This is a genomic window from Streptococcus oralis Uo5, assembly GCF_000253155.1.
GTDB lineage: Bacteria > Bacillota > Bacilli > Lactobacillales > Streptococcaceae > Streptococcus > Streptococcus oralis_L.
Map to the genome: position 1 here is coordinate 1,814,730 of NC_015291.1, position 26,575 is coordinate 1,841,304.

The window sequence follows — 26,575 nt, forward strand, 5'->3', positions numbered from 1 at the left end:
CCTAACAGGAGAGGGAAAATTTCACTTAAAATCCATAGAAATATTCTAATCCTGTTGGCGGAATTTTAGTAAGGGAAGCTTGAGCCCAAACCCCGGGAGTTTCACGATCCCTAGAGATTCTACCACCATGTCGGACTGTTGCTGTATGAGATCGAGTAGAATGTAAATAATCAGAATATCCAAAAGTTCCTGTCCAACCTACTCCATAGTTCCATTGACCACCACCTACCCATACTGCCAAAACATTTGTAGTAGCAAGCAAACCACATGCCATTACGGTTGCTACACCAATTTTTACTAATTTTTTCATGATATTTTCCTCACATCTTATATCTTGAACTGTTTCACAGAAACAGATGAATTGGTTCATTTGTAAACATTGAAGTCCATTGGACTCACCTTCCTTTCGTTTTACTTAATCAAAATTTTATAAGAGCCATCCCCAAGGGAAGAAAATAGCCAGCCATAATATAAATAACAACAGATGATATACTTTTTTATACATTTGGTACCCCCTTAGTACTTCATCATCTTGATTATAAAATACAATATACCTTGTCGTAAAATTTGTTAACCTTTTTCACAAATTTATTTTAGATTTCTTTTTTACTTTTTATTTTACTATGATACAATATTTTTAATCAATTTCTATTTTTTGTTAACTTTTTTCACAAATAAGGAGGAAATCATGCGCTACGATTTTGGAAATGTTTATAAAGAAATCCGTGAGTCAAAGGGGTTAACCCAAGAGGAGGTCTGTGGGGATGTTCTCTCAAGAACCAGCCTATCAAAAATCGAAAGCGGGAAAACAACTCCTAAATATGAAAATATGGAGTTTCTTCTTCGGCAAGTCAATATGACCTTTGAAGAGTTTGACTATATTTGCCATCTCTACCACCCAAGTGAACGATCAACTATCATGCAGACTTTTCTAAAAATGGCTTCTATTAGTGGTACGAGCGACTTAAGTAAATTACTCAAAAAATGCCAACATTATCTAAAAACACACCATGATTTCCCCATCCAGCAGTTACAAGATATGCTCGAAATCGTTATCTACATTCGTGAAAATGGAATAGAAAAATTGTCAAGTAAGGTTGACAACATTGTAAACAGACTATGGGATAAGATTGAGAAACAAGATACTTGGTATGAGAGCGACCTCAAAGTTCTTAATACCATTCTCTTTGCTTTTCCTATGGAGTATATTCATCAGATTACCGAAAAAATTCTCGAACGACTAGAGGTTTATAAACACTACAGTCCTGTCTTTCGGCTTCGTATGATGTTGCTTCTGAATCTCTCAACTCTTTATCTTTACAATGGTGATAAGTTGCTTTGCAAACAGCTTTGCTACACTCTCTTAGAGGATGCAAAAGCAAGCAAACAGTATGATACACTTGCGTTTTCCTATATTCGTATCGGCATTTGTGCTAATGATACTCAGTTGATACAGAATGGACTCTCCTTAGCTAAACTAGTAGAAGATGAACACTTACTAACAGAGCTAGAGCGAGAAGTTAACATCTTTGTAAACAAAAAAGAAAGCCATTGAGACTTCCTTTTCTATATCATCTTAATACCAACCGTTGTTAAGCCAGAAGTTCTTGGCAGCTGTCCATGAACCGTAACGTCCTGCAACGTAGGCATCTGCTACACGTTCTTGGTTTTCAGCTGAGTAGTCACCGTTCAAGTATGAATCTGTCAATTGGTAACGTCCGATGTAACGTCCGTTTGTAGCAGTGTAGCTACCACCTGATTCTTTTTGAGCGATCCATTCTTTGGCTTCTGCTTCAGAACCACTTACAGTAGAAGCTGCTGCAGTGTTGCTTTCTGCTGCTGAAGCTGCAGGAGCAGGTGCAGCTGGGGCTTCATAAGTTGTTGCTGCTGGAGCTTCTTCAACTGTTTCTGTAGCTACTGGAGCTGATTCTTCCGTTGTTGCTGCTGGAGCTACAGTAGAAGCTGTTCCTTCGATAACCAAAACTTGGTCAACATAGATAAGGTGAATATCTTTGATGTTGTTTTTTGCTGCCAATTTTTCAACAGTTGTGTTGTACTTCTCAGCGATTTCTGAAAGAGTATCACCTGATTTAACTGTGTAAGTTACAGTTTCTTGGGCAGATGCAAGTGATGGAGCAAAGAAAGCAAGCAAAGCTGCTACTCCTGCGATAGTTGTTTTAATTTTTTTAGTTGTTAATGACATATCTAAAAATTCTCCTTCCATTGGATATATCTATGATACCTTTTAAATGTTACCGTTGTTTAACGGTTTTATGTAGAAATATTACAAAAATGTTTTATATTTACCGTTTTAAGGAGGTTTTTGTCACAAAAGACCTTATTTTATACTAACTTTAATCATTTTAAGCTTTTGATAAGGGAAATAAGCGTAGCGGTCCATTCTTTGATATAATAGATATAAGAATCTTTGTAAGGGGAAACAGATGCACTCACTTCGTTTTCAATCTGTCTTTGACATTATCGGACCAGTTATGATTGGCCCATCAAGTAGCCACACAGCTGGAGCTGTTCGCATCGGGAAAATCGTCTCTTCCATCTTTGACGATACGCCGACAGAAGTCGAATTCCAATTATTTAATTCATTTGCCAAAACCTACCGTGGTCATGGAACCGACCTTGCTCTCGTCGCTGGTATATTAGGTATGGATACGGACGATCCCGACATTCCAAATAGCCTAGAGATTGCCCATAAACGTGGTATCAAGATTGTCTGGACCATTCAGAAAGACAGCAACGCTCCTCACCCTAACACCACTAAAATTACTGTGAAGAATGAACACAAGTCCATCAGTGTGACAGGAATTTCCATTGGTGGGGGAAATATCCAAGTTACGGAGCTTAACGGCTTTGCTGTCTCTCTCAACATGAATACCCCGACTATCATCATCGTGCATCAGGATGTTCCGGGTATGATTGCCCATGTCACAGAAGCCCTCTCTCGTTTCGATATCAATATCGCTCAGATGAATGTGACTCGAGAAAAAGCTGGAGAAAAAGCCATTATGATTATCGAAGTCGATAGTCGAAGTTGCGAAGAGGCGATTAAAGAAATTCGAAAAATCCCTCATCTCCACAATGTCAATTTCTTTAAGTAGGAGGAAACATGTTTTATTCTATCAAAGAATTGGTTGAGCAAGCAGATCTAGACTTCCAAGGAAATGTCGCCGAACTCATGATTGCGACAGAATATCAACTAACTGGTCGGGAACGGCCAGAAGTTCTCCTCCTGATGGAACGCAATCTAGAAGTCATGAAAGCCTCTGTCGAGCTCGGCCTCAGTGAAAACAAATCTCGTAGTGGCTTAACAGGTGGAGACGCGGCCAAACTAGACCGCCATCTCAAAAGTGGCAAGGCCTTGTCGGACTTTACCATCCTATCAGCAGCCCGTAATGCCATCGCGGTCAATGAACACAATGCGAAGATGGGCTTGGTCTGCGCCACCCCAACCGCAGGAAGTGCTGGCTGTCTGCCAGCCGTTCTCACTGCTGCTATCCAAAAACTTGACCTTAGCCACGAAGAACAGCTGGATTTCCTATTTGCTGCTGGTGCCTTTGGATTGGTTATCGCAAACAACGCCTCTATCTCAGGTGCTGAAGGTGGCTGCCAGGCCGAGGTTGGCTCTGCCTCTGCCATGAGTGCCGCAGCCTTGACCTTAGCTGCAGGTGGAAGCCCCTATCAGGCTAGTCAAGCCATTGCCTTTGTCATTAAAAATATGCTGGGTCTCATCTGCGACCCCGTTGCTGGTTTGGTTGAAGTTCCCTGTGTCAAACGAAATGCCATGGGAGCCAGCTTTGCCTTTATCGCAGCAGACATGGCTTTGGCAGGTATCGAGTCTAAGATCCCTGTTGACGAAGTCATCGATGCCATGTACCAAGTCGGATCAAGTCTTCCAACTGCCTTTCGTGAAACGGCCGAGGGTGGACTTGCCACTACACCTACTGGTCGCCGCCTACAAAAAGAAATCTTCGGAGAATAAGCTTATCTATATCTATTAGGAGAAACTATGCCCTCTATCTCAGCAATCTTTTTTGATCTAGACGGAACACTCGTTGACAGTTCTATCGGGATTCACAATGCCTTTACCCATACCTTTAAAGAGCTAGGAGTTCCAAGCCCTGATGCCAAAACCATTCGTGGTTTTATGGGACCACCACTTGAAAGTAGTTTTGCAACATGTCTTCCCAAGGAACAAATCTCAGAAGCTGTTCAAATCTATCGTTCTTACTACAAGGAAAAAGGAATCCACGAAGCGCAACTCTTCCCCCGAATAACGGAATTGCTTCAAGAGCTTTCGCAAAACTACCCTCTCTACATCACTACAACAAAGAATACTCCTACTGCTCACGATATGACTAAAAATCTGGGAATCCATCATTTCTTTGATGGCATTTATGGTTCTAGTCCTGAAACACCACACAAGGCAGATGTCATCCGTTACGCCTTGCAAACGCATCAACTCCATGCAGACCAAGTCCTCATCATTGGGGATACCAAGTTTGATATGATTGGAGCCCAAGAAACTGGCATTAAAAAGTTCGCTGTTACTTGGGGATTTGGAGAAGAGGCTGATTTGCTCAGCTATCAACCTGACTGGATTGCCCGTACCATTGATGATATCATTAAGCAACTATAAATAATACAATATACAAAAATACTCCTAATGCTAGTGAACTAGGTTGAGGAGTATTTTTTTATATCTTGTTACTATCAGAAGGAATCAACTCCATGCTTAAGCAGTAATTTGATCCTGTTCTTCAGTATCTGCATCTTCATCCTTCTTACTTGGCCAAGCAAGCATTACAATAAGAGCAATCGGTCCAACGATAGGAACCAAAGCAATGAAGATAAAGGCCCAGTGGAAACCAGCGTCTCGTAAGCAGCGAAGCGACTCAGCCGTTTTTAAATGGAGTAGAAATATCTTAATATTTTCGTACCATTTCTTCAAACCGAGAATCTTCCGTATTCTCTTTATCTTTTTCACTATTCTCTATCACTTTTTCTCCAAATCGTTGACTTGGCATAGCGAGCATAACGAGCAGTGTTATTGCACCCAAAGGAACAAATACAATAAAAATATAGGCCCAATGGATACCCACATCTCGTAAGCGACGTACTATCAGTGCTAGTAGAGGAACAAACTCTACTATAAACAAAATAATACACATACTGAAGACCGCAATATTCCTGATGGCTTTATCAGATTCTACTCCAGTAAAAAGTGAGTAGTAGGCGGGCAAGAAAATTACCATATTTAGCAGCCAAACCCACCAAAATTCAGGACGTGTGGAACGACCAGAAAAATTTGCATAGCCTTTGAAAAAACTCCTAATAGCACTCAGCATACAAAAATCTCCTTTTGACTTTAATACTTATTTCGCAAAGTTATGTTACCGGCTTAAAATAGAGGTAGTTTTTAGATTCTTTGAATCATTCTCCTAATAGATCACACACCATCGCCCTTTGAATAGTTGCGCTTATTACACCTTTGAAAGATCCGATGTTCTCTGCTCTCTATTTATAAAAACCAGCTTTCTGATTCTCTCAGAAAACTGGCGATAGTTGTTTCATTATGAAGGTAGATGGACACTCTTACTCAGCATGGGTTGTCTCATTTGCAAAGGAAATAATCGCTTCTTTGAGCTCATCTCCACTGAGTGAACGGAATTCTTCAATCTTTTGATCGATGGCTTCTAGCGGCATGACGTTTACCTTACCAACGAAAATCTTGTCCATGACTTGGTTATCAACCAATTCGGTCGAAACCAAGAGTTCTTCATAGAGTTTTTCACCCGGGCGGATACCGACCTCAACGATTGGAATTTCACTTTCCGTGTGCCCACTTAGAAGAACCATTTTCTTAGCCAAGTCATAGATCTTAACTGGTTTGCCCATATCGAGGATAAAGACTTCTCCGTCCTTGGCATAAGCGCCAGCATGGATTACTAGACGGCTAGCCTCTGGAATGGTCATGAAGTAACGTGTCATACGGAAGTCTGTCACCGTTACAGGACCGCCTTCAGCAATCTGACGTTCAAAGACAGGAATCACACTACCACGACTACCGAGAACATTCCCAAAACGGACTGCACAGTAGGTTGATTTACTACGTTGGTTAAAGCCAGTGACAATCAACTCTGCCACGCGCTTGGTTGCGCCCATAACATTCGGTGGATTGACCGCCTTGTCAGTCGAAATCATGACCATCTTAGGTACTTTGGCTTCATCAACAGCCTTGGCAACATTGTAGGTACCGAGGATATTGTTCTTGAAGGCTTCTTTTGGATTGCGCTCCATCATCGGAACGTGCTTGTGGGCTGCAGCATGGTAAACAATGGCTGGTTTGTACTGCTCAAACACCTGCAAGAGACGGTCATAGTCCTGAATATCTGCAATAACAGGAACATAATCAATCCCTTGGAATGTACGGATCAATTCATGATAAACGAGATAGATTGAGTTTTCACCATGTCCAAGCAAGACGATACGCTCGGGATTGAAGCGACTAACCTGACGACAAATCTCCGAACCAATCGAACCACCTGCCCCTGTCACCAGGATGGTCTTGCCTGTAATCTCAGTACCCAGACGCGATTCGTCGAGACGAATTTCCTGACGGCCCAAAAGGTCTGTGATATCAATTTTTTGGAAACCACTACCTGGTTGATGGAGTCCTTGAACGACTGTCTCAACCTTAGGCATCTTGTAACATTTGACGCCTAGCTTATTACACATCTGCAAGATGCGTTCGTACTCTGATGGGTCAAGCGAAGGGATCGCTACGATGACACGCTCGATTTGGTGACGTTTAGCTAATTCAGGTAGATTATCATAAGAGCCCAGAACTGGGATTCCACCTAGTTTTTGTCCCTTTTTCTTTTCATCATTATCCAATATCCCCACTAGCTCAAGGTCGCTAGTTGGATGTTGGTAGCTGTTCATAAAGAGGGCACCACCATCACCAGCACCGATCAAGAAGGTACGACGATGCTCTCCATCTCCACTACCTTGCTTACGCTTAGAATAAATCAGCTGCCAAGTGATACGAGGAAGCAAGATGAGGAAGGTACTCAACAAAATGAAGAGTACGATGAAACGGATAGAAAACAATGGAAGAAAGGCATAGCAGATTCCATAAGAAAGAACACTGCTGAGCATCACTCCGAAAAAGATTTTCATGAAATCCGTAATCTTGCTATAACGACTAATACTAGCATTTAGCCCCCAAAACGCAATCATGATTTGATAGAGGAGGAAGGCTAAAAGAGTGTAGATGACGTAATCCACAGGCGCCGGATTTATAAGGCCATAAAACAAGATATAAGATACGATGATGGAAACCACCATACTCAGAATATCAAATATCCCCCAAAACACTTGTTTTTGCTGTTTATTTAAAATTTCAACCAGATCAATCACATAATCTGTTAGTTTTTTATTCATAGGAATTTACTCCCCCTTAAAAGAGTCAGATGATACTGTTGTTATGATAGCCTAAATCATTCAGTCTATCGGGGCTTACTTTCTCTTTCTTAAAAGTTTGACGAAGATAAACTGACGTACAAAGCCTGGACAAAGTGCAACAATTGCCTGAATGGCTACACTTTTAGCATATTCCATGTAAGAAATTTGCCCTCGCTCAAGCATCCGTTGGCGAGCTTGACGATAGAGTTTAAGGTAACGCAAGCCACCTCGACGCTCAAACATCCCTGCACCGACACGAACCTTACACAAGATTTGATCTAGGTTCCCAGTCTTGGCACCTGCAGCAATCATATTGAGCCAAAGGAGGTCATCCTCCATGTAAAGGCCATCTTCGTAGTTGCCCGCCTTGAGGACCATGTCCTTTTTGAACATAACTGTCATATGGTTAAAGGCGCTTCTCATTCTCTGATAAGCCACAATGTCTGCATGCTGAGTTGGAACACGACGATAAGACACAATCTCATCTGGATTGTCAATGAACTCTGCGATATGCCCACCTAAGAGATCAAGATCTTCTTTCTCCATTAGCTGAAGCTGTTTCTCAAAACGATCCGGAACGGCTAAATCATCCGTATCCATGCGGGCAATAATGTCATACTGGCACTGTAAAACACCGTATCGAAGAGCCAAGCCTAAACCTTGGTTTTGTTCTAAGGGGCACCGTTTCACTGGAATGTCTGACTGAGCTTCCACTTCATCTAGCACCTGATAGAGTTCGGGTGTGAGCGGCCCGTCCTCAACAAGAACAAGTTCACTCGGTTTCAAGGTCTGGTTTTGAACACTTTTGATAGCATCTCTTAAAAACGTCGGATTTTCCTTTACATAGACCGACATCAAGACGCTGATTTTTTGCTTTTCAGGCACAGTTTTTCTCCAATGTATAGATTTCCTTCCACTATTTTATCACAAAATTTCCTAGTTTCCTATTTTTATATCAAATCAAGGAAAATTCTAGTAAAGAAATCCGTCCCTTTTCACTATATTTTCACTTTCATTGATTGATCTGTCTTGGCTGTCATTACTTGACATTATAAGGAAAAAACCTTAAAATAAGCTGTTATTAAAATCATCTTATCGAGGTTTTTATGAAAAAACAATCGCTCTTTTTTGTTCTAGGAATTGTCTTAATCGGGACCGTTTTACGTTCTCCCTTTACTGCTCTACCAACTATTTTAGGAGATATCGCTCAAGGACTAGGAGTGGAAGTCAGCTCTCTTGGGATTTTAACCAGTCTACCTCTCTTGATGTTTGCTCTTTTCTCTGCTTTTGCAAGCCGCTTGGCACAAAAAATCGGGTTGGAACATCTCTTTACTTACTGTCTCCTCCTCTTAACTGTTGGCTCTGTCATTCGGATTTTCAATCTTCCTCTTCTTTATCTAGGAACTCTGATCATCGGAGCAAGCATTGCGATCTTCAATGTACTGCTCCCAAGTATGATCCAGGCAAATCAGCCTCAAAAGATTAGTTTCCTAACAACTCTCTATGTCACTGCCATGGGAATTTCGACAGCCATCGCTTCTTATCTTTCGGTCCCTATCACCCAAGCTAGTTCTTGGAAGGGACTCATCCTCGTTCTCAGCTTTCTCTGTCTGGTCACTCTGCTAGTCTGGTTGCCAAATCATCGCCACAACCACCACCTAGAAAGCCAAAAAGAAAAGCAAGTCAAAGAGAATATTCTAAAAAGTAAAGATGTCTGGGCTATCATTATCTTTGGCGGGCTTCAGTCCTTGCTCTTTTATACAAGTATGACTTGGTTGCCAACTATGGCTGTTAGTGCTGGTATTTCTAATAGTGATGCAGCTCTCCTTGCTTCTATCTTCTCACTGATCAGCATTCCTTTTTCGATGACCGTTCCAAGTCTGACTACTCGTCTGTCAGATGGTCATCGTCGAGTCATGCTGGCAATTATCTCTATCGCTGGTATGATAGGAATTGCTATGCTCTTGTATCCAGCCAATAATTTCCTCTACTGGTTAGTCGTCCATCTCTTGATTGGAACGGCCTGCAGTGCCCTCTTCCCCTACCTCATGGTTTGCTTTTCACTTAAGACTAGCTCGCCTGAAAAGACTGCGCAACTCTCAGGTCTGGCACAAACAGGGGGTTACATCTTGGCGGCCTTTGGTCCTACCTTGTTTGGTTACAGTTTTGATCTTTTCCAATCTTGGGTTCCAGCGGTTCTTGCCCTTCTAGCCATCGATATCATCATGACTATCTCACTCTTTATGGTGGATCGGGCTGATAAAATCCTCTAAACTCCTAGTTTTTACTAGGAGTTTTTTTGATGAAAAATAGCATAAAAATCTAGTTATCCGCATAAAAACTGGACTTATCACACTTTATCAAGGTCAAAACCACTCAATTTACTACTAATTTACTACTTATGAATGAGCTTTGATACGACGATTTATCCTTGAAAAGTGAAGATATAAAGATACTTCCAATAAAATTTGAATATTTAATAGGTAGACACTTCAAAAAATGAGGTGTCTATTTTTTTACCCGATTTTGAAAGGAAGTGAACTTATGAAAACAAAAAATCAAGAATCAAAAGGTCGTTCCCCACTCTTTAAGACCATCAAACATTCATTCAGCCAATAAAAAAGAAAGGATAGGTAAAAATATGGAACTTAAATTTGTGATTCCCAACATGGAAAAAACATTCGGCAATTTAGAATTTGCTGGCGAGGATAAAGTCGTTCAGCGAAGAATCAACGGACGGCTAACTGTCTTATCAAGAAGCTATAATCTCTATTCTGATGTTCAAAGAGCAGATGATATTGTGGTGGTGCTTCCTGCTGAAGCTGGCGAAAAACATTTCGGCTTTGAGGAACGTGTGAAGTTAGTCAATCCACGTATTACCGCAGAGGGCTACAAAATCGGCACTCGTGGTTTTACAAATTACCTTTTACATGCTGACGACATGATAAAAGAATAAAGAAAGAGAGGAAAAATGATGAGATTAGCAAATGGCATTGTATTAGATAAAGACACGACTTTTGGAGAATTGAAATTCTCTGCTCTACGTCGTGAAGTGAGAATCCAAAATGAAGACGGGTCGGTTTCAGATGAAATCAAGGAACGTACCTATGACTTAAAATCCAAAGGACAAGGACGCATGATTCAAGTAAGTATTCCTGCCAGCGTGCCTTTGAAAGAGTTTGATTATAACGCACGGGTGGAACTTATCAATCCCATTGCGGACACCGTTGCTACTGCCACCTATCAAGGAGCAGATGTTGACTGGTATATCAAGGCAGACGATATTGTGCTGACAAAGGATTCTAGTTCATTCAAAGCTCAACCACAAGCAAAGAAAGAACCGACACAAGACAAATAGTCGCTAGGTAGAAAGGAGACTTTTTCGCATGAAACAGCGTGGTAAAAGGATTCGCCCATCTGGTAAAGATTTAGTCTTTCATTTTACGATAGCGTCACTCCTGCCTGTTTTCCTGCTGGTTGTCGGACTGTTTCATGTGAAGACAATCCAGCGGATTTTAACCTATCACAAGCAGATAAGATTGACATTCCCTATTTAATTATCAGTTTCAGTGTCGCAATTCTTATCTGCTTGCTGGTAGCGTTTGTATTCAAACGGGTTCGCTATGATACGGTTAAACAACTTTACCACCGTCAAAAACTGGCAAAGATGATACTTGAAAACAAGTGGTATGAATCTGAACAGGTCAAAACAGAGGGTTTCTTTAAAGATAGTGCTGGTCGTACAAAGGAAAAGATAACCTACTTCCCTAAAATGTATTATCGACTTAAAAATGGCTTGATACAGATACGGGTGGAAATCACGCTGGGAAAATATCAAGACCAACTCTTACACTTGGAAAAGAAATTAGAGAGTGGCTTGTACTGTGAGCTGACGGATAAAGAGTTAAAGGATTCCTATGTGGAATATACTTTGCTCTATGACACCATAGCCAGTCGTATTTCTATTGATGAAGTAGAAGCTAAAGATGGTAAACTTCGCTTAATGAAAAACGTATGGTGGGAATATGATAAGCTCCCTCATATGTTGATTGCTGGTGGTACAGGTGGCGGTAAAACTTACTTTATACTGACACTGATTGAAGCCTTGCTTCATACAGATTCAAAACTGTATATTCTTGACCCGAAAAATGCTGATCTTGCGGACTTAGGTTCTGTGATGGCAAATGTCTACTATAGAAAAGAAGACTTGCTTTCTTGCATTGAAACATTCTATGAAGAAATGATGAAACGTAGTGAGGAAATGAAGCAGATGAAGAACTATAAGACTGGCAAAAATTATGCTTACTTAGGTCTCCCGGCACACTTCTTAATCTTTGATGAATACGTCGCTTTCATGGAAATGCTGGGAACAAAAGAAAACACCGCAGTTATGAATAAGCTGAAACAGATTGTCATGTTAGGTCGTCAAGCTGGCTTCTTTCTAATACTGGCTTGTCAACGTCCAGACGCAAAATATTTAGGCGACGGAATCCGTGATCAGTTTAATTTCAGAGTGGCTTTAGGTCGTATGTCTGAAATGGGCTATGGCATGATGTTTGGCAGTGACGTACAAAAGGATTTCTTCTTAAAGCGAATCAAAGGTCGTGGCTATGTTGATGTAGGAACAAGTGTCATATCAGAGTTTTATACTCCCCTTGTACCAAAAGGATATGATTTCTTGGAGGAAATTAAAAAGTTATCCAACAGCAGACAGTCCACGCAGGCGACGTGCGAAGCGGAAGTCGCAGGTGTGGACTGATCTTGCTGGCTGGTGTGGCAATAGCCACGCCAGCACTTAACCCCCCGTATCTAACAGGGGGGTACAAATCGACAGGAAACAGTCAAAAAAACATTAGAAAATCCTTTGGTTACAAGGGATTTACAAAATTTCAGCGTATGTCAAATGGGCTTTAAAAGTTGACATACGCCTTTTTGATTGGAGGGATTTTTACTGAATGAACAAACTTGGTTACAGCATTTAAAAGAAAAACGCTTGGCTTATGGACTATCTCAAAACCGTTTAGCTGTTGCGACTGGTATTACAAGGCAGTATCTAAGCGATATTGAAACAGGAAAAGTCAAGCCATCAGAGGATTTACAGCAGTCCCTTTGGGAAGCTCTGGAACGCTTCAATCCCGACGCTCCCCTTGAAATGCTGTTTGATTATGTAAGAATTCGCTTTCCGACAACAGACGTACAGCAGGTGGTCGAAAACATCTTACAACTGAAACTGTCCTATTTTCTTCATGAGGACTATGGTTTCTATTCTTATTCAGAGCATTATGCTTTAGGCGACATATTCGTCCTTTGCTCCCATGAACTGGACAAAGGAGTTCTGGTGGAATTGAAAGGTCGTGGGTGCAGACAATTTGAAAGCTATCTTCTGGCACAACAAAGAAGCTGGTATGAGTTCTTTATGGACGTTTTGGTGGCTGGCGGTGTGATGAAACGCCTTGACCTTGCCATTAACGATAAGACAGGGATTTTAAATATCCCTGTACTCACTGAAAAGTGCCAACAGGAAGAATGTATCTCCGTCTTCCGCAGTTTTAAAAGCTATCGCAGTGGCGAACTGGTACGCAAAGAGGAAAAGGAATGTATGGGAAACACCCTCTATATCGGTTCATTACAAAGTGAAGTTTATTTCTGTATCTATGAAAAGGACTACGAGCAGTACAAGAAAAATGATATTCCCATTGAAGACGCAGAAGTAAAAAACCGTTTTGAGATTCGATTGAAAAATGAGCGTGCCTATTATGCAGTCCGTGATTTACTCGTCTATGACAATCCAGAGCATACCGCCTTTAAAATTATCAATCGGTATATCCGTTTTGTAGATAAAGACGATTCCAAACCTCGTTCTGATTGGAAACTGAATGAAGAATGGGCTTGGTTTATTGGGAACAATCGTGAACGATTAAAACTAACCACAAAACCAGAGCCTTACTCCTTCCAAAGGACGCTGAACTGGCTATCTCATCAAGTTGCCCCGACCTTAAAGGTTGCGATTAAACTTGATGAAATCAACCAGACGCAGGTTGTAAAAGACATTCTCGACCATGCGAAACTGACAGACCGACACAAGCAGATTTTGAAGCAACAGTCAGTAAAAGAACAGGACGTGATAACAACAAAAAAATAACTCAAATACAAATTCATTGAATATAGAGAGGAGAACATTTTTATGAATTTTGGACAAAACCTTTATAACTGGTTTCTATCAAACGCTCAATCACTGGTGCTTTTAGCAATCGTTGTGATTGGCTTGTATCTTGGCTTCAAGCGTGAGTTTAGCAAACTGATTGGCTTTTTAATTATTGCGATTATTGCGGTTGGCTTAGTCTTCAACGCTGCTGGAGTAAAAGACATTTTACTAGAGCTATTCAATCGCATTATTGGTGCTTAAATAAAACCGTTCTTTTGTGGAATATAAGTGGTTTTCTTATGTTCCGCAAAGGAATGGTACACCAAACGAAGTGCGGTAGGGATTTTTGAATCTCTACAAAGAAAGGACGTGAATATATGGACGATATGCAAGTCTATATTGCGAATTTAGGCAAATACAATGAGGGCGAATTGGTCGGTGCGTGGTTTACCTTTCCCATTGACTTTGAGGAAGTCAAAGAGAAAATCGGCTTGAATGATGAATATGAGGAATACGCCATTCATGACTACGAGTTACCCTTTACGGTTGACGAATACACTTCCATTGGCGAACTCAATCGACTATGGGAAATGGTATCGGAATTACCCGAAGAATTACAATCGGAGCTATCTGCTCTGCTCACTCATTTTTCAAGCATTGAAGAACTAAGCGAACATCAAGAGGATATTATCATTCATTCCGATTGTGATGATATGTATGACGTGGCACGCTACTACATTGAAGAAACGGGTGCTTTAGGCGAAGTACCAGCTAGTCTTCAAAACTATATTGATTATCAAGCCTATGGTCGGGATTTAGACCTTTCAGGAACGTTTATCTCAACCAATCATGGGATTTTTGAAATCGTCTATTAAATCTGTCGGTACATTACTACTGGCAGATTTTCTATTTTACGGGGTGGCTCAATCAGCTACCCCTATTTTTTATGAAAGGATTGATTACATGAAGAAAATACGAAGCTATACCAGTATCTGGTCTGTGGAAAAGGTACTGTATTCTATCAATGATTTTAGACTTCCGTTTCCCATAACCTTTACGCAAATGACATGGTTTGTCGTGTCACTCTTTGCAGTGATGATACTTGGCAACTTGCCCCCTCTTTCCATGATAGAGGGAGCATTTCTCAAATACTTTGGGATTCCTGTGGCTTTCACATGGTTTATGTCTACAAAAACTTTTGATGGTAAAAAGCCTTATGGATTTTTGAAGTCTGTCATTGCTTATGCACTGCGACCAAAGCTGACCTATGCAGGAAAAAAAGTAACGCTTGGCAGAAACCAGCCACAAGAAGCCATTACAGCAGTTAGGAGTGAATTTTATGGCATATCCAATTAAATACATTGAAAACAATCTCGTCTGGAATAAAGACGGGGAATGTTATGCTTACTATGAGCTTGTTCCTTACAATTACTCATTTCTAAGTCCAGAACAGAAAATACAAGTGCATGATTCTTTCAGACAGCTTATCGCACAAAATCGTGATGGCAAAATTCATGCTTTACAAATCAGTACAGAATCCAGCATACGTTCTGCACAAGAGCGTTCCAAAAATGAAGTCACTGGCAAGCTCAAAGCGGTTGCCTATGACAAAATCGACCAACAGACAGACGCTTTAATATCCATGATTGGCGAAAATCAAGTGAACTACCGTTTCTTTATCGGCTTTAAGTTGCTTCTCAACGATCAGGAGTTTTCTATGAAAAGTCTTACCGTTGAAGCAAAAAATGCTTTGTCTGATTTTGTCTATGATGTGAACCATAAGCTGATGGGCGATTTTGTTAGTATGAGTAATGATGAAATCCTGCGTTTTCAGAAGATGGAAAAGCTCTTAGAAAATAAAATCTCTCGTCGTTTCAAAATCCGCAGGTTAGATAAGGACGACTTCGGCTATCTGATTGAACACCTTTACGGACAGACAGGCACTGCCTATGAAGAGTATGAGTACCATCTATCAAAGAAAAAGCTGGATAATGAAACGCTGATTAAATACTATGACTTGATTAAGCCTACTCGCTGTTTGGTGGAAGAAAAACAGCGATATTTGAAAATCCAGCAGGAAGATGAAACCGTCTATGTAGCTTACTTTACCATTAACAGCATTGTCGGAGAACTGGACTTCCCGTCCTCTGAAATCTTCTACTACCAGCAACAGCAATTTACATTCCCGATTGATACGTCAATGAATGTGGAAATTGTAGCGAATCGTAAAGCCCTATCTACTGTCCGCAATAAAAAGAAAGAACTGAAAGACTTGGATAACCACGCTTGGCAAAGTGATAATGAAACCAGCTCCAATGTGGCGGAAGCTCTGGAAAGTGTGAATGAGCTGGAAACCAATTTAGACCAAAGCAAGGAATCTATGTACAAGCTGTCTTATGTGGTAAGGGTATCAGCAAATGATCTTGACGAACTCAAACGTCGTTGTAATGAAGTGAAAGATTTTTATGACGATTTAAGCGTAAAACTGGTACGACCATTTGGGGATATGCTCGGCTTACATGAAGAATTTTTACCTGCCAGCAAGCGTTATATGAATGATTATATTCAATACGTGACCTCTGATTTCCTCGCTGGTTTAGGTTTTGGTGCTACTCAAATGCTGGGGGAAAATGAGGGGATTTATGTTGGCTACAGCTTAGATACTGGACGCAATGTCTATCTGAAACCTGCTCTTGCCAGTCAAGGGGTTAAGGGTTCAGTAACCAATGCGTTAGCGTCGGCTTTTGTTGGTTCGCTGGGTGGTGGTAAATCCTTTGCGAATAACCTTATCGTCTATTATGCGGTGCTTTATGGGGCACAAGCAGTGATTGTAGACCCAAAAGCAGAACGTGGCAGATGGAAAGAAACCTTGCCAGAGATTTCCCATGAAATCAATATCGTCACTCTGACTTCTGATGAGAAAAACAAAGGCTTACTTGACCCTTATGTGATTATGAAAAATCCCAAAGATTCTGAATCACTGGCTATTGATATTCTGACATTCCTTACGGGGATTTCCTCTCGTGATGGGGAACGCTTCCCAATCCTTAGAAAAGCCATTCGTGCAGTAACCAATAGTGAAGTACGAGGGTTGATGAAAGTGATTGAGGAATTACGGGTTGAGAATACGCCACTAAGTACCAGTATAGCCGACCATATCGAAAGTTTTACAGACTATGACTTTGCACATTTATTATTCAGTAATGGTTATGTGGAGCAGTCTATCAGCTTAGAAAAACAACTGAACATTATACAGGTTGCGGACTTGGTACTTCCCGACAAGGAAACTTCCTTTGAGGAATATACCACTATGGAGCTTTTATCCGTTGCTATGCTGATTGTCATTAGTACCTTTGCTTTAGACTTTATCCATACAGACCGAAGCATTTTCAAGATTGTAGATTTAGACGAAGCATGGAGCTTTTTACAGGTAGCACAAGGAAAAACACTATCTATGAAGCTGGTTCGGGCTGGTCGTGCTATGAACGCTGGGGTATATTTCGTGACCCAAAATACAGACGACCTCTTAGATGAAAAACTGAAAAATAACCTCGGCTTAAAATTTGCATTTCGTTCCACTGACCTTAACGAGATTAAAAAGACCTTAGCCTTTTTTGGTGTAGACCCAGAGGACGAAAACAATCAGAAGCGATTGCGTGATTTGGAAAACGGGCAATGCCTTATCAGTGATTTATATGGTCGTGTCGGTGTGATACAGTTCCACCCTGTATTTGAAGAACTGCTCCATGCCTTTGATACCAGACCACCTGTGCGAAAAGAGGTGTAAATGTGAAACCATCAATAGTAAACAGAATAAAATCAAACTGGACGCTGAAACGTCTAGGTAAAGTGGCAATGACAGTGGCTTTCACACTTGTGATTGCCATTTTTCTTTTAGCCATGCTGGGAACGGTGGTTCAAGCTGCGGGCTTGGTAGATGATACGGTCAATGTGGCAAATGAATACAGCCGATACCCACTTGAAAACTATCAACTGGATTTTTATGTGGATAATAGCTGGGGCTGGCTTCCGTGGAACTGGTCGGACGGGATTGGAAAACAGGTCATGTATGGACTATATGCCATTACCAATTTTATTTGGACAATCAGTTTGTATGTTTCCAATGCGACAGGTTACTTAGTACAGGAAGCCTATTCCTTAGACTTCATTTCCGCTACAGCAGATTCCATTGGTAAGAATATGCAGACCTTAGCTGGTGTGAGTGCAAACGGATTTTCAACAGAGGGTTTCTATGTTGGATTCCTCTTACTCTTGATTTTGGTTCTTGGGGTTTATGTTGCCTATACGGGACTGATAAAGAGAGAAACCACAAAGGCAATTCATGCCATTATGAATTTTGTGCTGGTGTTTATCCTATCGGCTTCCTTTATTGCCTACGCTCCCGACTACATTAAAAAAATCAATGACTTTTCATCAGACATCAGTAATGCCAGTTTATCACTTGGCACGAAGATTGTCATGCCCCATTCCGATAGTCAAGGCAAGGACAGCGTGGACTTAATCAGAGATAGCCTGTTTTCCATACAGGTTCAGCAACCGTGGCTACTGCTTCAATACAACAGTTCAGACATTGAAAGTATCGGTATTGACCGTGTGGAAAGCCTGCTCTCCACCAGCCCAGATTCCAACAATGGCGAAGACAGAGAAAAAATTGTTGCGGAAGAAATTGAAGACAGAAGCAATACCAATCTAACCATTACAAAGACCATTAACCGTTTAGGTACAGTCTTCTTCCTATTTGTCTTCAATATTGGGATTTCCATATTTGTATTCCTATTAACAGGAATCATGATTTTCTCGCAGGTACTTTTTATCATCTATGCTATGTTTCTGCCTGTGAGCTTTATTTTAAGCATGATTCCATCATTTGATGGTATGTCAAAACGAGCCATAACAAAGCTCTTTAATACCATTTTGACACGAGCTGGAATCACATTGATTATTACGACAGCATTTAGTATTTCAACCATGCTCTATACCTTATCGGCTGGTTATCCGTTCTTTTTGATTGCTTTTCTACAGATTGTGACCTTTGCAGGAATCTACTTCAAGCTGGGCGATTTAATGAGTATGTTTTCTCTACAGAGTAACGATTCTCAAAGTGTGGGAAGTCGTGTGATGAGAAAACCTCGTATGCTTATGCACGCTCACATGCACCGTCTACAGCGGAAACTTGGACGTTCCATGACTACTCTAGGGGCTGGGTCTGCCATTGTTACAGGTAAAAAAGGACAGTCGGGTTCGGGGAGTTCTGCAAGGACACAAGCAGATCACTCCCGACCAGACGGAAAGGAAAAATCAACACTTGGAAAACGTATCGGTCAAACCATCGGTACAGTAGCTGATACCAAAGACAGAATGGTAGACACTGCTAGTGGTTTGAAAGAACAGGTTAAAGATTTGCCGACCAATGCAAGATATGCAGTATATCAAGGAAAATCCAAAGTAAAAGAGAATGTCCGTGATTTAACCAGTAGTATTTCTCAAACCAAAGCGGACAGAGCCAGTGGACGCAAGGAACAGCAGGAACAAAGGCGAAAAACCATTGCGAAGCGTCGCTCTGAAATGGAACAGGTCAAACAGAAAAAACAGCCTGCTTCTTCTGTTCATGAAAGACCGACTACAAGACAAGAACAATATCATGATGAACAGACCTCAAAACAGTCTAATATTCAGACTTCATATAAGGAATCTCAACAAGCCAAACAAGAGCGTCCAGCAGTTAAGTCCGATTTTTCAAGTCCAAAAGTGGAACGCCAAGGCAATACCGTTCAAGAAAAAACCGTTCAAAAGCCAGTAACTTCAACCACTACAGCAGATAGAACTTCACAACGTCCAATCACAAAAGAACGTCCGTCTACTGTTCAAAGAGTACCACTACAAAATACAAGAAGTAGACCACCAATCAAAACCGCCACCATTAAGAAAGTCGGTAAGAAACCATGAAGTTGAAAACTTTAGTGATTGGTGGTTCTGGATTATTCTTGATGGTCTTCTCACTGCTTCTGTTTGTTGCCATTTTATTTTCAGATGAACAGGACAGCGGAATTTCCAATATTCATTATGGAGGTGTGAATGTTTCCGCAGAAGTGCTGGCTCATAAGCCTATGGTAGAAAAATATGCCAAAGAATATGGCGTTGAAGAATATGTCAACATACTTCTTGCGATTATACAGGTGGAATCGGGCGGTACTGCGGAAGATGTTATGCAGTCCTCGGAATCCCTCGGTCTTCCACCTAATTCATTGAGTACAGAAGAATCCATTAAGCAAGGTGTGAAGTATTTCAGTGAATTATTAGCCAGTAGCGAAAGGCTCAGTGTAGATTTAGAATCGGTTATCCAGTCCTACAATTATGGTGGTGGTTTCTTAGGGTATGTGGCTAATCGTGGAAATAAATATACCTTTGAACTGGCTCAAAGTTTCTCAAAAGAGTATTCAGGTGGCGAAAAAGTGTCTTACCCCAATCCCATAGCCATACCTATCAATGGGGGCTGGCGATACAACTATGGCAATATGTTTTATGTGCAACTGGTAACGCAGTATCTTGTCACAACAGAGTTTGATGATGATACGGTACAAGCCATCATGGACGAAGCACTGAAATATGAGGGCTGGCGATACGTTTACGGTGGAGCTTCCCCGACTACTTCTTTTGATTGTAGCGGACTGACACAATGGACGTATGGAAAAGCTGGAATTAACTTACCACGAACCGCACAACAGCAATATGATGTGACCCAGCATATCCCACTATCGGAAGCACAAGCTGGCGATTTGGTTTTCTTTCATTCTACCTATAACGCTGGCTCTTATATTACTCATGTTGGGATATACCTTGGCAATAACCGTATGTTTCATGCAGGCGACCCAATCGGTTATGCCGACTTAACAAGCCCCTACTGGCAACAGCATTTAGTGGGAGCAGGACGAATCAAACAATGAGAAAGGAAGATTTAATGATGAAATTTAGAAAAAATCAGAATAAAGAAAAACAGATACCAAAGGAAAAGAAACCTCGTGTCTACTATAAGGTCAATCCTCATAAAAAGGTTGTGATTGCCTTGTGGGTACTTTTAGGGCTTAGTTTCAGCTTTGCGATATTCAAGCACTTTACAGCTATAGATACTCATACTATTCACGAAACAACTATCATAGAAAAGGAATACGTTGATACTCATCATGTAGAAAATTTTGTAGAGAACTTTGCGAAAGTCTACTATTCATGGGAGCAATCCGATAAGTCCATTGATAATCGAATGGAAAGTCTAAAAGGCTATCTGACAGATGAACTTCAAGCTCTCAATGTTGATACAGTACGCAAAGATATTCCTGTATCGTCTTCTGTAAGAGGATTTCAGATATGGACGGTAGAGCCAACTGGCGACAATGAGTTTAATGTAACCTACAGTGTAGACCAGCTCATTACAGAGGGAGAAAATACAAAGACCGTCCACTCTGCTTATATAGTGAGTGTCTATGTAGATGGTTCTGGAAATATGGTACTGGTTAAGAATCCGACCATTACCAACATACCTAAGAAATCAAGTTATAAACCAAAAGCCATTGAAAGTGAGGGGACGGTTGATTCCATTACAACCAATGAAATCAATGAGTTTTTAACGACGTTCTTCAAGCTCTATCCTACAGCGACAGCCAGTGAACTTTCCTACTATGTGAATGACGGGATATTAAAACCAATCGGAAAAGAGTACATCTTTCAAGAACTGGTAAATCCTATTCACAATCGTAAGGATAATCAAGTCACGGTATCGCTGACAGTGGAGTATATCGACCAGCAGACCAAAGCAACGCAGGTATCTCAATTTGATTTGGTACTTGAAAAGAACGGGAGTAATTGGAAGATTATAGAATAACAAATATTGGTACATTATTACAGCTATTTTGTAATCACGTACTCTCTTTGATAAAAAATTGGAGATTCCTTTACAAATATGCTCTTACGTGCTATAATTTAAGTATCTATTTAAAAGGAGTTAATAAATATGCGGCAAGGTATTCTTAAATAAACTGTCAATTTGATAGTGGGAACAAATAATTAGATGTCCTTTTTTAGGAGGGCTTAGTTTTTTGTACCCAGTTTAAGAATACCTTTATCATGTGATTCTAAAGTATCCAGAGAATATCTGTATGCTTTGTATACCTATGGTTATGCATAAAAAATCCCAGTGATAAAAGTATTTATCACTGGGATTTTTATGCCCTTTTGGGTTTTTGAATGGAGGAAAATCACATGAAAATTATTAATATTGGAGTTTTAGCTCATGTTGATGCAGGAAAAACTACCTTAACAGAAAGCTTATTATATAACAGTGGAGCGATTACAGAATTAGGAAGCGTGGACAAAGGTACAACGAGGACGGATAATACGCTTTTAGAACGTCAGAGAGGAATTACAATTCAGACAGGAATAACCTCTTTTCAGTGGGAAAATACGAAGGTGAACATCATAGACACGCCAGGACATATGGATTTCTTAGCAGAAGTATATCGTTCATTATCAGTTTTAGATGGGGCAATTCTACTGATTTCTGCAAAAGATGGCGTACAAGCACAAACTCGTATATTATTTCATGCACTTAGGAAAATGGGGATTCCCACAATCTTTTTTATCAATAAGATTGACCAAAATGGAATTGATTTATCAACGGTTTATCAGGATATTAAAGAGAAACTTTCTGCCGAAATTGTAATCAAACAGAAGGTAGAACTGTATCCTAATATGTGTGTGACGAACTTTACCGAATCTGAACAATGGGATACGGTAATAGAGGGAAACGATGACCTTTTAGAGAAATATATGTCCGGTAAATCATTAGAAGCATTGGAACTCGAACAAGAGGAAAGCATAAGATTTCATAATTGTTCCCTGTTCCCTGTTTATCATGGAAGTGCAAAAAGTAATATAGGGATTGATAACCTTATAGAAGTTATTACTAATAAATTTTATTCATCAACACATCGAGGTCCGTCTGAACTTTGCGGAAATGTTTTCAAAATTGAATATACAAAAAAAAGACAACGTCTTGCATATATACGCCTTTATAGTGGAGTACTACATTTACGAGATTCGGTTAGAGTATCAGAAAAAGAAAAAATAAAAGTTACAGAAATGTATACTTCAATAAATGGTGAATTATGTAAGATTGATAGAGCTTATTCTGGAGAAATTGTTATTTTGCAAAATGAGTTTTTGAAGTTAAATAGTGTTCTTGGAGATACAAAACTATTGCCACAGAGAAAAAAGATTGAAAATCCGCACCCTCTACTACAAACAACTGTTGAACCGAGTAAACCTGAACAGAGAGAAATGTTGCTTGATGCCCTTTTGGAAATCTCAGATAGTGATCCGCTTCTACGATATTACGTGGATTCTACGACACATGAAATTATACTTTCTTTCTTAGGGAAAGTACAAATGGAAGTGATTAGTGCACTGTTGCAAGAAAAGTATCATGTGGAGATAGAACTAAAAGAGCCTACAGTCATTTATATGGAGAGACCGTTAAAAAATGCAGAATATACCATTCACATCGAAGTGCCGCCAAATCCTTTCTGGGCTTCCATTGGTTTATCTGTATCACCGCTTCCGTTGGGAAGTGGAATGCAGTATGAGAGCTCGGTTTCTCTTGGATACTTAAATCAATCATTTCAAAATGCAGTTATGGAAGGGATACGCTATGGTTGCGAACAAGGATTATATGGTTGGAATGTGACGGATTGTAAAATCTGTTTTAAGTACGGTTTATACTATAGCCCTGTTAGTACTCCAGCAGATTTTCGGATGCTTACTCCTATTGTACTGGAGCAAGCCTTTAGAAAAGCTGGAACAGAATTGTTAGAGCCATATCTTAGTTTTAAAGTTTATGCACCACAGGAATATCTTTCACGGGCATATAACGATGCTCCCAAATATTGTGCAAATATCGTAAATACTCAACTGAAAAATAATGAGGTCATTCTTAGTGGAGAAATCCCTGCTCGGTGTATTCAAGAATATCGTAGTGATTTAACTTTCTTTACAAATGGACGTAGTGTTTGTTTAACAGAGTTAAAAGGGTACCATGTTACTACCGGTGAACCTGTTTGCCAGCCCCGTCGTCCAAATAGTCGGATAGATAAAGTACGATATATGTTCAATAAAATAACTTAGTGTATTTTATGTTGTTATATAAATATGGTTTCTTGTTAAATAAGATGAAATATTTTTTAATAAAGATTTGAATTAAAGTGTAAAGGAGGAGATAGTTATTATAAACTACAAGTGGATATTGTGTCCTGTATGTGGAAATAAAACACGATTAAAGATAAGGGAAGATACTGAATTAAAAAAATTCCCCCTCTATTGTCCGAAATGCAGACAAGAAAATTTAATTGAAATAAAGCAGTTCAAAGTAACTGTGATTACAGAGCCAGACGCAAAGACGCAGAGCCGATAAAATGAGATTAATACAATCTCATTTTATCGGCTCTTTCCGTTATGTATGGATTCTTTTAATTAGTCTTCGATGTTTCTTGCTTCGTTGATACCGCTGGCTAAAGATTCCATTAAGGATAGTTCTTTGTCTGTAAAGCTATCCATGTATTTCTCTATCTGTAATCGTCGGGTGCTTTTTACCAAGTTATTAGCAGGTAGGGGTCCCGAGCGCCTACGAGGAATTTGTATCGATAAGAAATAGATTTAAAAATTTCGCTGTTATTTTGTACATTTAACTTGACGGTGACATCTCTCTATTGTGAGTTATTAGTGGTACAGTTTTCAACCGTTTTAATTATAAAAAAGTGGTGCATTTTTAAATTGGCACAAACAGGTAACGGTTATTGCAGGTGTATTTCTTATCTATGGGTTTAACATGGATTTTATCATTAAAATCATGAGTATTGTCCGAGAGTGATTGGTCTTGCGTATGGTTAACCCTAAAGTTATGGAAATAAGACTTAGAAGCAAACTTAAGAGTGTGTTGATTGTGCATTATCTTAAAATTTTGTATAATAGGAATTGAAGTTAAATTAGATGCTAAAAATTTGTAATTAAGAAGGAGGGATTCGTCATGTTGGTATTCCAAATGCGTAATGTAGATAAAACATCTACTGTTTTGAAACAGACTAAAAACAGTGATTACGCAGATAAATAAATACGTTAGATTAATTCCTACCAGTGACTAATCTTATGACTTTTTAAACAGATAACTAAAATTACAAACAAATCGTTTAACTTCTGTATTTATTTATAGATGTAATCACTTCAGGAGTGATTACATGAACAAAAATATAAAATATTCTCAAAACTTTTTAACGAGTGAAAAAGTACTCAACCAAATAATAAAACAATTGAATTTAAAAGAAACCGATACCGTTTACGAAATTGGAACAGGTAAAGGGCATTTAACGACGAAACTGGCTAAAATAAGTAAACAGGTAACGTCTATTGAATTAGACAGTCATCTATTCAACTTATCGTCAGAAAAATTAAAACTGAACATTCGTGTCACTTTAATTCACCAAGATATTCTACAGTTTCAATTCCCTAACAAACAGAGGTATAAAATTGTTGGGAATATTCCTTACCATTTAAGCACACAAATTATTAAAAAAGTGGTTTTTGAAAGCCATGCGTCTGACATCTATCTGATTGTTGAAGAAGGATTCTACAAGCGTACCTTGGATATTCACCGAACACTAGGGTTGCTCTTGCACACTCAAGTCTCGATTCAGCAATTGCTTAAGCTGCCAGCGGAATGCTTTCATCCTAAACCAAAAGTAAACAGTGTCTTAATAAAACTTACCCGCCATACCACAGATGTTCCAGATAAATATTGGAAGCTATATACGTACTTTGTTTCAAAATGGGTCAATCGAGAATATCGTCAACTGTTTACTAAAAATCAGTTTCATCAAGCAATGAAACACGCCAAAGTAAACAATTTAAGTACCGTTACTTATGAGCAAGTATTGTCTATTTTTAATAGTTATCTATTATTTAACGGGAGGAAATAATTCTATGAGTCGCTTTTGTAAATTTGGAAAGTTACACGTTACTAAAGGGAATGTAGATAAATTATTAGGTATACTACTGACAGCTTCCAAGGAGCTAAAGAGGTCCCTAGCGCCTACGGGGAATTTGTATCGATAAGGAATAGATTTAAAAATTTCGCTGTTATTTTGTACAATAAGGATAAATTTGAATGGTACCATAAACGACCGTTTATGGTACCTTTTCATTTTCCTGCTTTTTCTAAATGTTTTTTAAGTAAATCAAGTACCAAAATCCGTTCCTTTTTCATAGTTCCTATATAGTTATACTTAATGAGTTATGGTACATTTAAATTATAAAATTAAGGAGGTTTTTTTATGATTTTTGGCTATGCTCGAGTGAGTACGGATGATCAAAATCTTAGTTTACAAATTGATGCACTTACTCATTATGGAATTGATAAATTATTTCAAGAAAAAGTAACTGGTGCGAAAAAAGACCGACCGCAATTAGAAGAAATGATCAACCTACTACGTGAAGGAGATTCTGTTGTCATTTACAAGTTAGATCGAATTTCACGATCAACTAAACATTTGATTGAACTTTCTGAATTATTTGAAGAACTTAGTGTCAATTTTATATCTATTCAAGATAACGTAGATACTTCAACGTCTATGGGAAGATTCTTTTTCCGAGTTATGGCTAGTTTAGCAGAACTGGAACGGGATATTATTATTGAACGAACTAACTCTGGTCTTAAGGCAGCCAGAGTCCGAGGAAAAAAAGGGGGCCGTCCAAGTAAAGGTAAGCTATCAATTGATTTAGCTTTAAAAATGTATGACAGCAAAGAGTATTCTATTCGTCAAATTCTTGATGCCTCTAAATTAAGCAAAACAACCTTTTACCGTTACCTCAATAAAAGGAATGCTTAAG

26 protein-coding genes and 4 pseudogenes are annotated in these 26,575 nt (G+C 39.5%); 22 read left to right on the top strand and 8 right to left on the bottom strand.

Features of this window, described 5'->3' with window-relative positions; all coding sequences use genetic code 11:
• Positions 1-25 precede the first annotated feature (25 nt).
• Positions 26-310 (bottom strand): lactococcin 972 family bacteriocin, encoded by a 285-nt coding sequence (locus tag SOR_RS09040; RefSeq protein WP_000737528.1) that lies wholly within the window; start codon positions 308-310, stop codon positions 26-28.
• 378 nt (positions 311-688) lie between these two features.
• Here SOR_RS09040 and SOR_RS09045 point away from each other — a divergent pair, with 378 nt between their 5' ends.
• Positions 689-1,555, top strand: a complete 867-nt coding sequence (locus SOR_RS09045) for a helix-turn-helix domain-containing protein (RefSeq protein WP_001268189.1) — start codon at positions 689-691, stop codon at positions 1,553-1,555.
• A 21-nt stretch (positions 1,556-1,576) separates the two neighbouring features.
• On the opposite strand, the gene apf is transcribed toward SOR_RS09045, so the two are convergent.
• Positions 1,577-2,203, bottom strand: a complete 627-nt coding sequence (gene apf / locus SOR_RS09050) for an aggregation-promoting factor (RefSeq protein ID WP_000060319.1) — start codon at positions 2,201-2,203, stop codon at positions 1,577-1,579.
• A gap of 241 nt (positions 2,204-2,444) precedes the next feature.
• Between apf and sdaAB the strand changes: the two genes are divergently transcribed.
• The 3 genes from sdaAB to SOR_RS09065 are packed head-to-tail and all read left to right on the top strand — an operon-like array spanning position 2,445 to position 4,654.
• Positions 2,445-3,116 (top strand): L-serine ammonia-lyase, iron-sulfur-dependent subunit beta, encoded by a 672-nt coding sequence (sdaAB, locus tag SOR_RS09055; RefSeq protein ID WP_000555869.1) that lies wholly within the window; start codon positions 2,445-2,447, stop codon positions 3,114-3,116.
• Positions 3,117-3,124: 8 nt separating this feature from the next.
• A complete protein-coding gene (gene sdaAA / locus SOR_RS09060; RefSeq protein ID WP_000500030.1) occupies positions 3,125-3,997 on the top strand; it encodes an L-serine ammonia-lyase, iron-sulfur-dependent, subunit alpha in 873 nt (290 codons plus the stop codon).
• A gap of 27 nt (positions 3,998-4,024) precedes the next feature.
• On the top strand, positions 4,025-4,654 hold the full coding sequence (locus SOR_RS09065) for an HAD-IA family hydrolase (protein ID WP_001139310.1): 630 nt from the start codon (positions 4,025-4,027) through the stop codon (positions 4,652-4,654).
• A 96-nt stretch (positions 4,655-4,750) separates the two neighbouring features.
• On the opposite strand, the gene SOR_RS09070 is transcribed toward SOR_RS09065, so the two are convergent.
• The 4 genes from SOR_RS09070 to SOR_RS09085 all read right to left on the bottom strand — a co-directional run bounded on the left by SOR_RS09070 (position 4,751) and on the right by SOR_RS09085 (position 8,367).
• Positions 4,751-4,966, bottom strand: a complete 216-nt coding sequence (locus SOR_RS09070; protein WP_000759533.1) for a DUF805 domain-containing protein — start codon at positions 4,964-4,966, stop codon at positions 4,751-4,753.
• Positions 4,941-5,363: a DUF805 domain-containing protein gene (locus SOR_RS09075; protein ID WP_000947296.1), complete on the bottom strand. Its 423-nt coding sequence runs from the start codon at positions 5,361-5,363 to the stop codon at positions 4,941-4,943. Before SOR_RS09075 ends, SOR_RS09070 begins: the two co-directional genes overlap by 26 nt.
• A 247-nt stretch (positions 5,364-5,610) precedes the next feature.
• The gene (locus SOR_RS09080; RefSeq protein ID WP_001035728.1) at positions 5,611-7,461 is read right to left on the bottom strand and encodes a nucleoside-diphosphate sugar epimerase/dehydratase; all 1,851 of its coding nucleotides are present in this window, start codon (positions 7,459-7,461) and stop codon (positions 5,611-5,613) included.
• A gap of 75 nt (positions 7,462-7,536) precedes the next feature.
• Positions 7,537-8,367 carry a glycosyltransferase gene (locus tag SOR_RS09085; protein ID WP_001114305.1) on the bottom strand — a complete coding sequence of 277 codons (831 nt, stop codon included), beginning with the start codon at positions 8,365-8,367 and terminating at the stop codon, positions 7,537-7,539.
• A gap of 221 nt (positions 8,368-8,588) precedes the next feature.
• Here SOR_RS09085 and SOR_RS09090 point away from each other — a divergent pair, with 221 nt between their 5' ends.
• The 12 genes and pseudogenes from SOR_RS09090 (at position 8,589) to SOR_RS09145 (ending at position 21,524) form a co-directional block, all read left to right on the top strand.
• Positions 8,589-9,755, top strand: coding sequence for a CynX/NimT family MFS transporter (locus tag SOR_RS09090; RefSeq protein WP_000744864.1), 1,167 nt, complete (start codon positions 8,589-8,591; stop codon positions 9,753-9,755).
• 368 nt (positions 9,756-10,123) lie between these two features.
• Positions 10,124-10,438: a YdcP family protein gene (locus tag SOR_RS09095; RefSeq protein WP_000420682.1), complete on the top strand. Its 315-nt coding sequence runs from the start codon at positions 10,124-10,126 to the stop codon at positions 10,436-10,438.
• 15 nt (positions 10,439-10,453) lie between these two features.
• Positions 10,454-10,840 carry a YdcP family protein gene (locus SOR_RS09100; RefSeq protein WP_000985015.1) on the top strand — a complete coding sequence of 129 codons (387 nt, stop codon included), beginning with the start codon at positions 10,454-10,456 and terminating at the stop codon, positions 10,838-10,840.
• A gap of 28 nt (positions 10,841-10,868) precedes the next feature.
• Positions 10,869-12,241 (top strand): annotated as a pseudogene (locus tag SOR_RS09105) (FtsK/SpoIIIE domain-containing protein).
• Between the two features lie 177 nt (positions 12,242-12,418).
• Positions 12,419-13,624, top strand: a complete 1,206-nt coding sequence (gene mobT, locus SOR_RS09110) for a MobT family relaxase (RefSeq protein WP_000398284.1) — start codon at positions 12,419-12,421, stop codon at positions 13,622-13,624.
• A 42-nt stretch (positions 13,625-13,666) separates the two neighbouring features.
• The gene (locus SOR_RS09115) at positions 13,667-13,888 is read left to right on the top strand and encodes a hypothetical protein (RefSeq protein ID WP_001009056.1); all 222 of its coding nucleotides are present in this window, start codon (positions 13,667-13,669) and stop codon (positions 13,886-13,888) included.
• Between the two features lie 116 nt (positions 13,889-14,004).
• Positions 14,005-14,502, top strand: a complete 498-nt coding sequence (locus tag SOR_RS09120) for an antirestriction protein ArdA (protein WP_000342539.1) — start codon at positions 14,005-14,007, stop codon at positions 14,500-14,502.
• Between the two features lie 88 nt (positions 14,503-14,590).
• The gene (locus SOR_RS09125) at positions 14,591-14,983 is read left to right on the top strand and encodes a conjugal transfer protein (protein WP_000723888.1); all 393 of its coding nucleotides are present in this window, start codon (positions 14,591-14,593) and stop codon (positions 14,981-14,983) included.
• Positions 14,967-17,414, top strand: a complete 2,448-nt coding sequence (gene tcpF / locus SOR_RS09130; RefSeq protein WP_000331160.1) for a conjugal transfer ATPase TcpF — start codon at positions 14,967-14,969, stop codon at positions 17,412-17,414. The genes SOR_RS09125 and tcpF overlap by 17 nt, the downstream gene beginning before the upstream one ends.
• Positions 17,415-17,416: 2 nt before the next feature.
• Entirely contained in the window at positions 17,417-19,594 is a 2,178-nt protein-coding gene (locus SOR_RS09135; protein ID WP_041170823.1) for a CD3337/EF1877 family mobilome membrane protein, read from the top strand.
• The gene (locus SOR_RS09140) at positions 19,591-20,592 is read left to right on the top strand and encodes a bifunctional lytic transglycosylase/C40 family peptidase (RefSeq protein ID WP_000769868.1); all 1,002 of its coding nucleotides are present in this window, start codon (positions 19,591-19,593) and stop codon (positions 20,590-20,592) included. The genes SOR_RS09135 and SOR_RS09140 overlap by 4 nt, the downstream gene beginning before the upstream one ends.
• Positions 20,589-21,524, top strand: a complete 936-nt coding sequence (locus SOR_RS09145) for a conjugal transfer protein (RefSeq protein ID WP_001224320.1) — start codon at positions 20,589-20,591, stop codon at positions 21,522-21,524. Before SOR_RS09140 ends, SOR_RS09145 begins: the two co-directional genes overlap by 4 nt.
• Positions 21,525-21,764: 240 nt before the next feature.
• Here the strand turns inward: SOR_RS09145 and SOR_RS10475 are convergent.
• Positions 21,765-21,851 (bottom strand): annotated as a pseudogene (locus SOR_RS10475) (hypothetical protein); the annotation flags it as partial.
• Between the two features lie 50 nt (positions 21,852-21,901).
• Here SOR_RS10475 and tet(M) point away from each other — a divergent pair.
• Both tet(M) and SOR_RS10015 read left to right on the top strand, forming a co-directional pair.
• Positions 21,902-23,821, top strand: coding sequence for a tetracycline resistance ribosomal protection protein Tet(M) (gene tet(M) / locus SOR_RS09150; RefSeq protein ID WP_000691730.1), 1,920 nt, complete (start codon positions 21,902-21,904; stop codon positions 23,819-23,821).
• 100 nt (positions 23,822-23,921) lie between these two features.
• Positions 23,922-24,107 carry a cysteine-rich KTR domain-containing protein gene (locus SOR_RS10015; protein ID WP_011058338.1) on the top strand — a complete coding sequence of 62 codons (186 nt, stop codon included), beginning with the start codon at positions 23,922-23,924 and terminating at the stop codon, positions 24,105-24,107.
• Between the two features lie 59 nt (positions 24,108-24,166).
• Here the strand turns inward: SOR_RS10015 and SOR_RS09160 are convergent.
• Positions 24,167-24,304 (bottom strand): annotated as a pseudogene (locus tag SOR_RS09160) (XRE family transcriptional regulator); the annotation flags it as partial.
• A 283-nt stretch (positions 24,305-24,587) separates the two neighbouring features.
• Here SOR_RS09160 and SOR_RS10430 point away from each other — a divergent pair.
• The 4 genes and pseudogenes from SOR_RS10430 to SOR_RS09175 all read left to right on the top strand — a co-directional run.
• Positions 24,588-24,671: pseudogene (locus tag SOR_RS10430) on the top strand (MLS leader peptide); the annotation flags it as partial.
• 48 nt (positions 24,672-24,719) lie between these two features.
• A complete protein-coding gene (locus tag SOR_RS09165; RefSeq protein WP_001814874.1) occupies positions 24,720-24,803 on the top strand; it encodes a 23S rRNA methyltransferase attenuation leader peptide in 84 nt (27 codons plus the stop codon).
• A gap of 124 nt (positions 24,804-24,927) precedes the next feature.
• Positions 24,928-25,665 carry a 23S rRNA (adenine(2058)-N(6))-methyltransferase Erm(B) gene (erm(B), locus tag SOR_RS09170; RefSeq protein ID WP_001038790.1) on the top strand — a complete coding sequence of 246 codons (738 nt, stop codon included), beginning with the start codon at positions 24,928-24,930 and terminating at the stop codon, positions 25,663-25,665.
• 354 nt (positions 25,666-26,019) lie between these two features.
• Positions 26,020-26,574: a recombinase family protein gene (locus SOR_RS09175; protein WP_000576156.1), complete on the top strand. Its 555-nt coding sequence runs from the start codon at positions 26,020-26,022 to the stop codon at positions 26,572-26,574.
• Position 26,575: the final 1 nt, after the last annotated feature.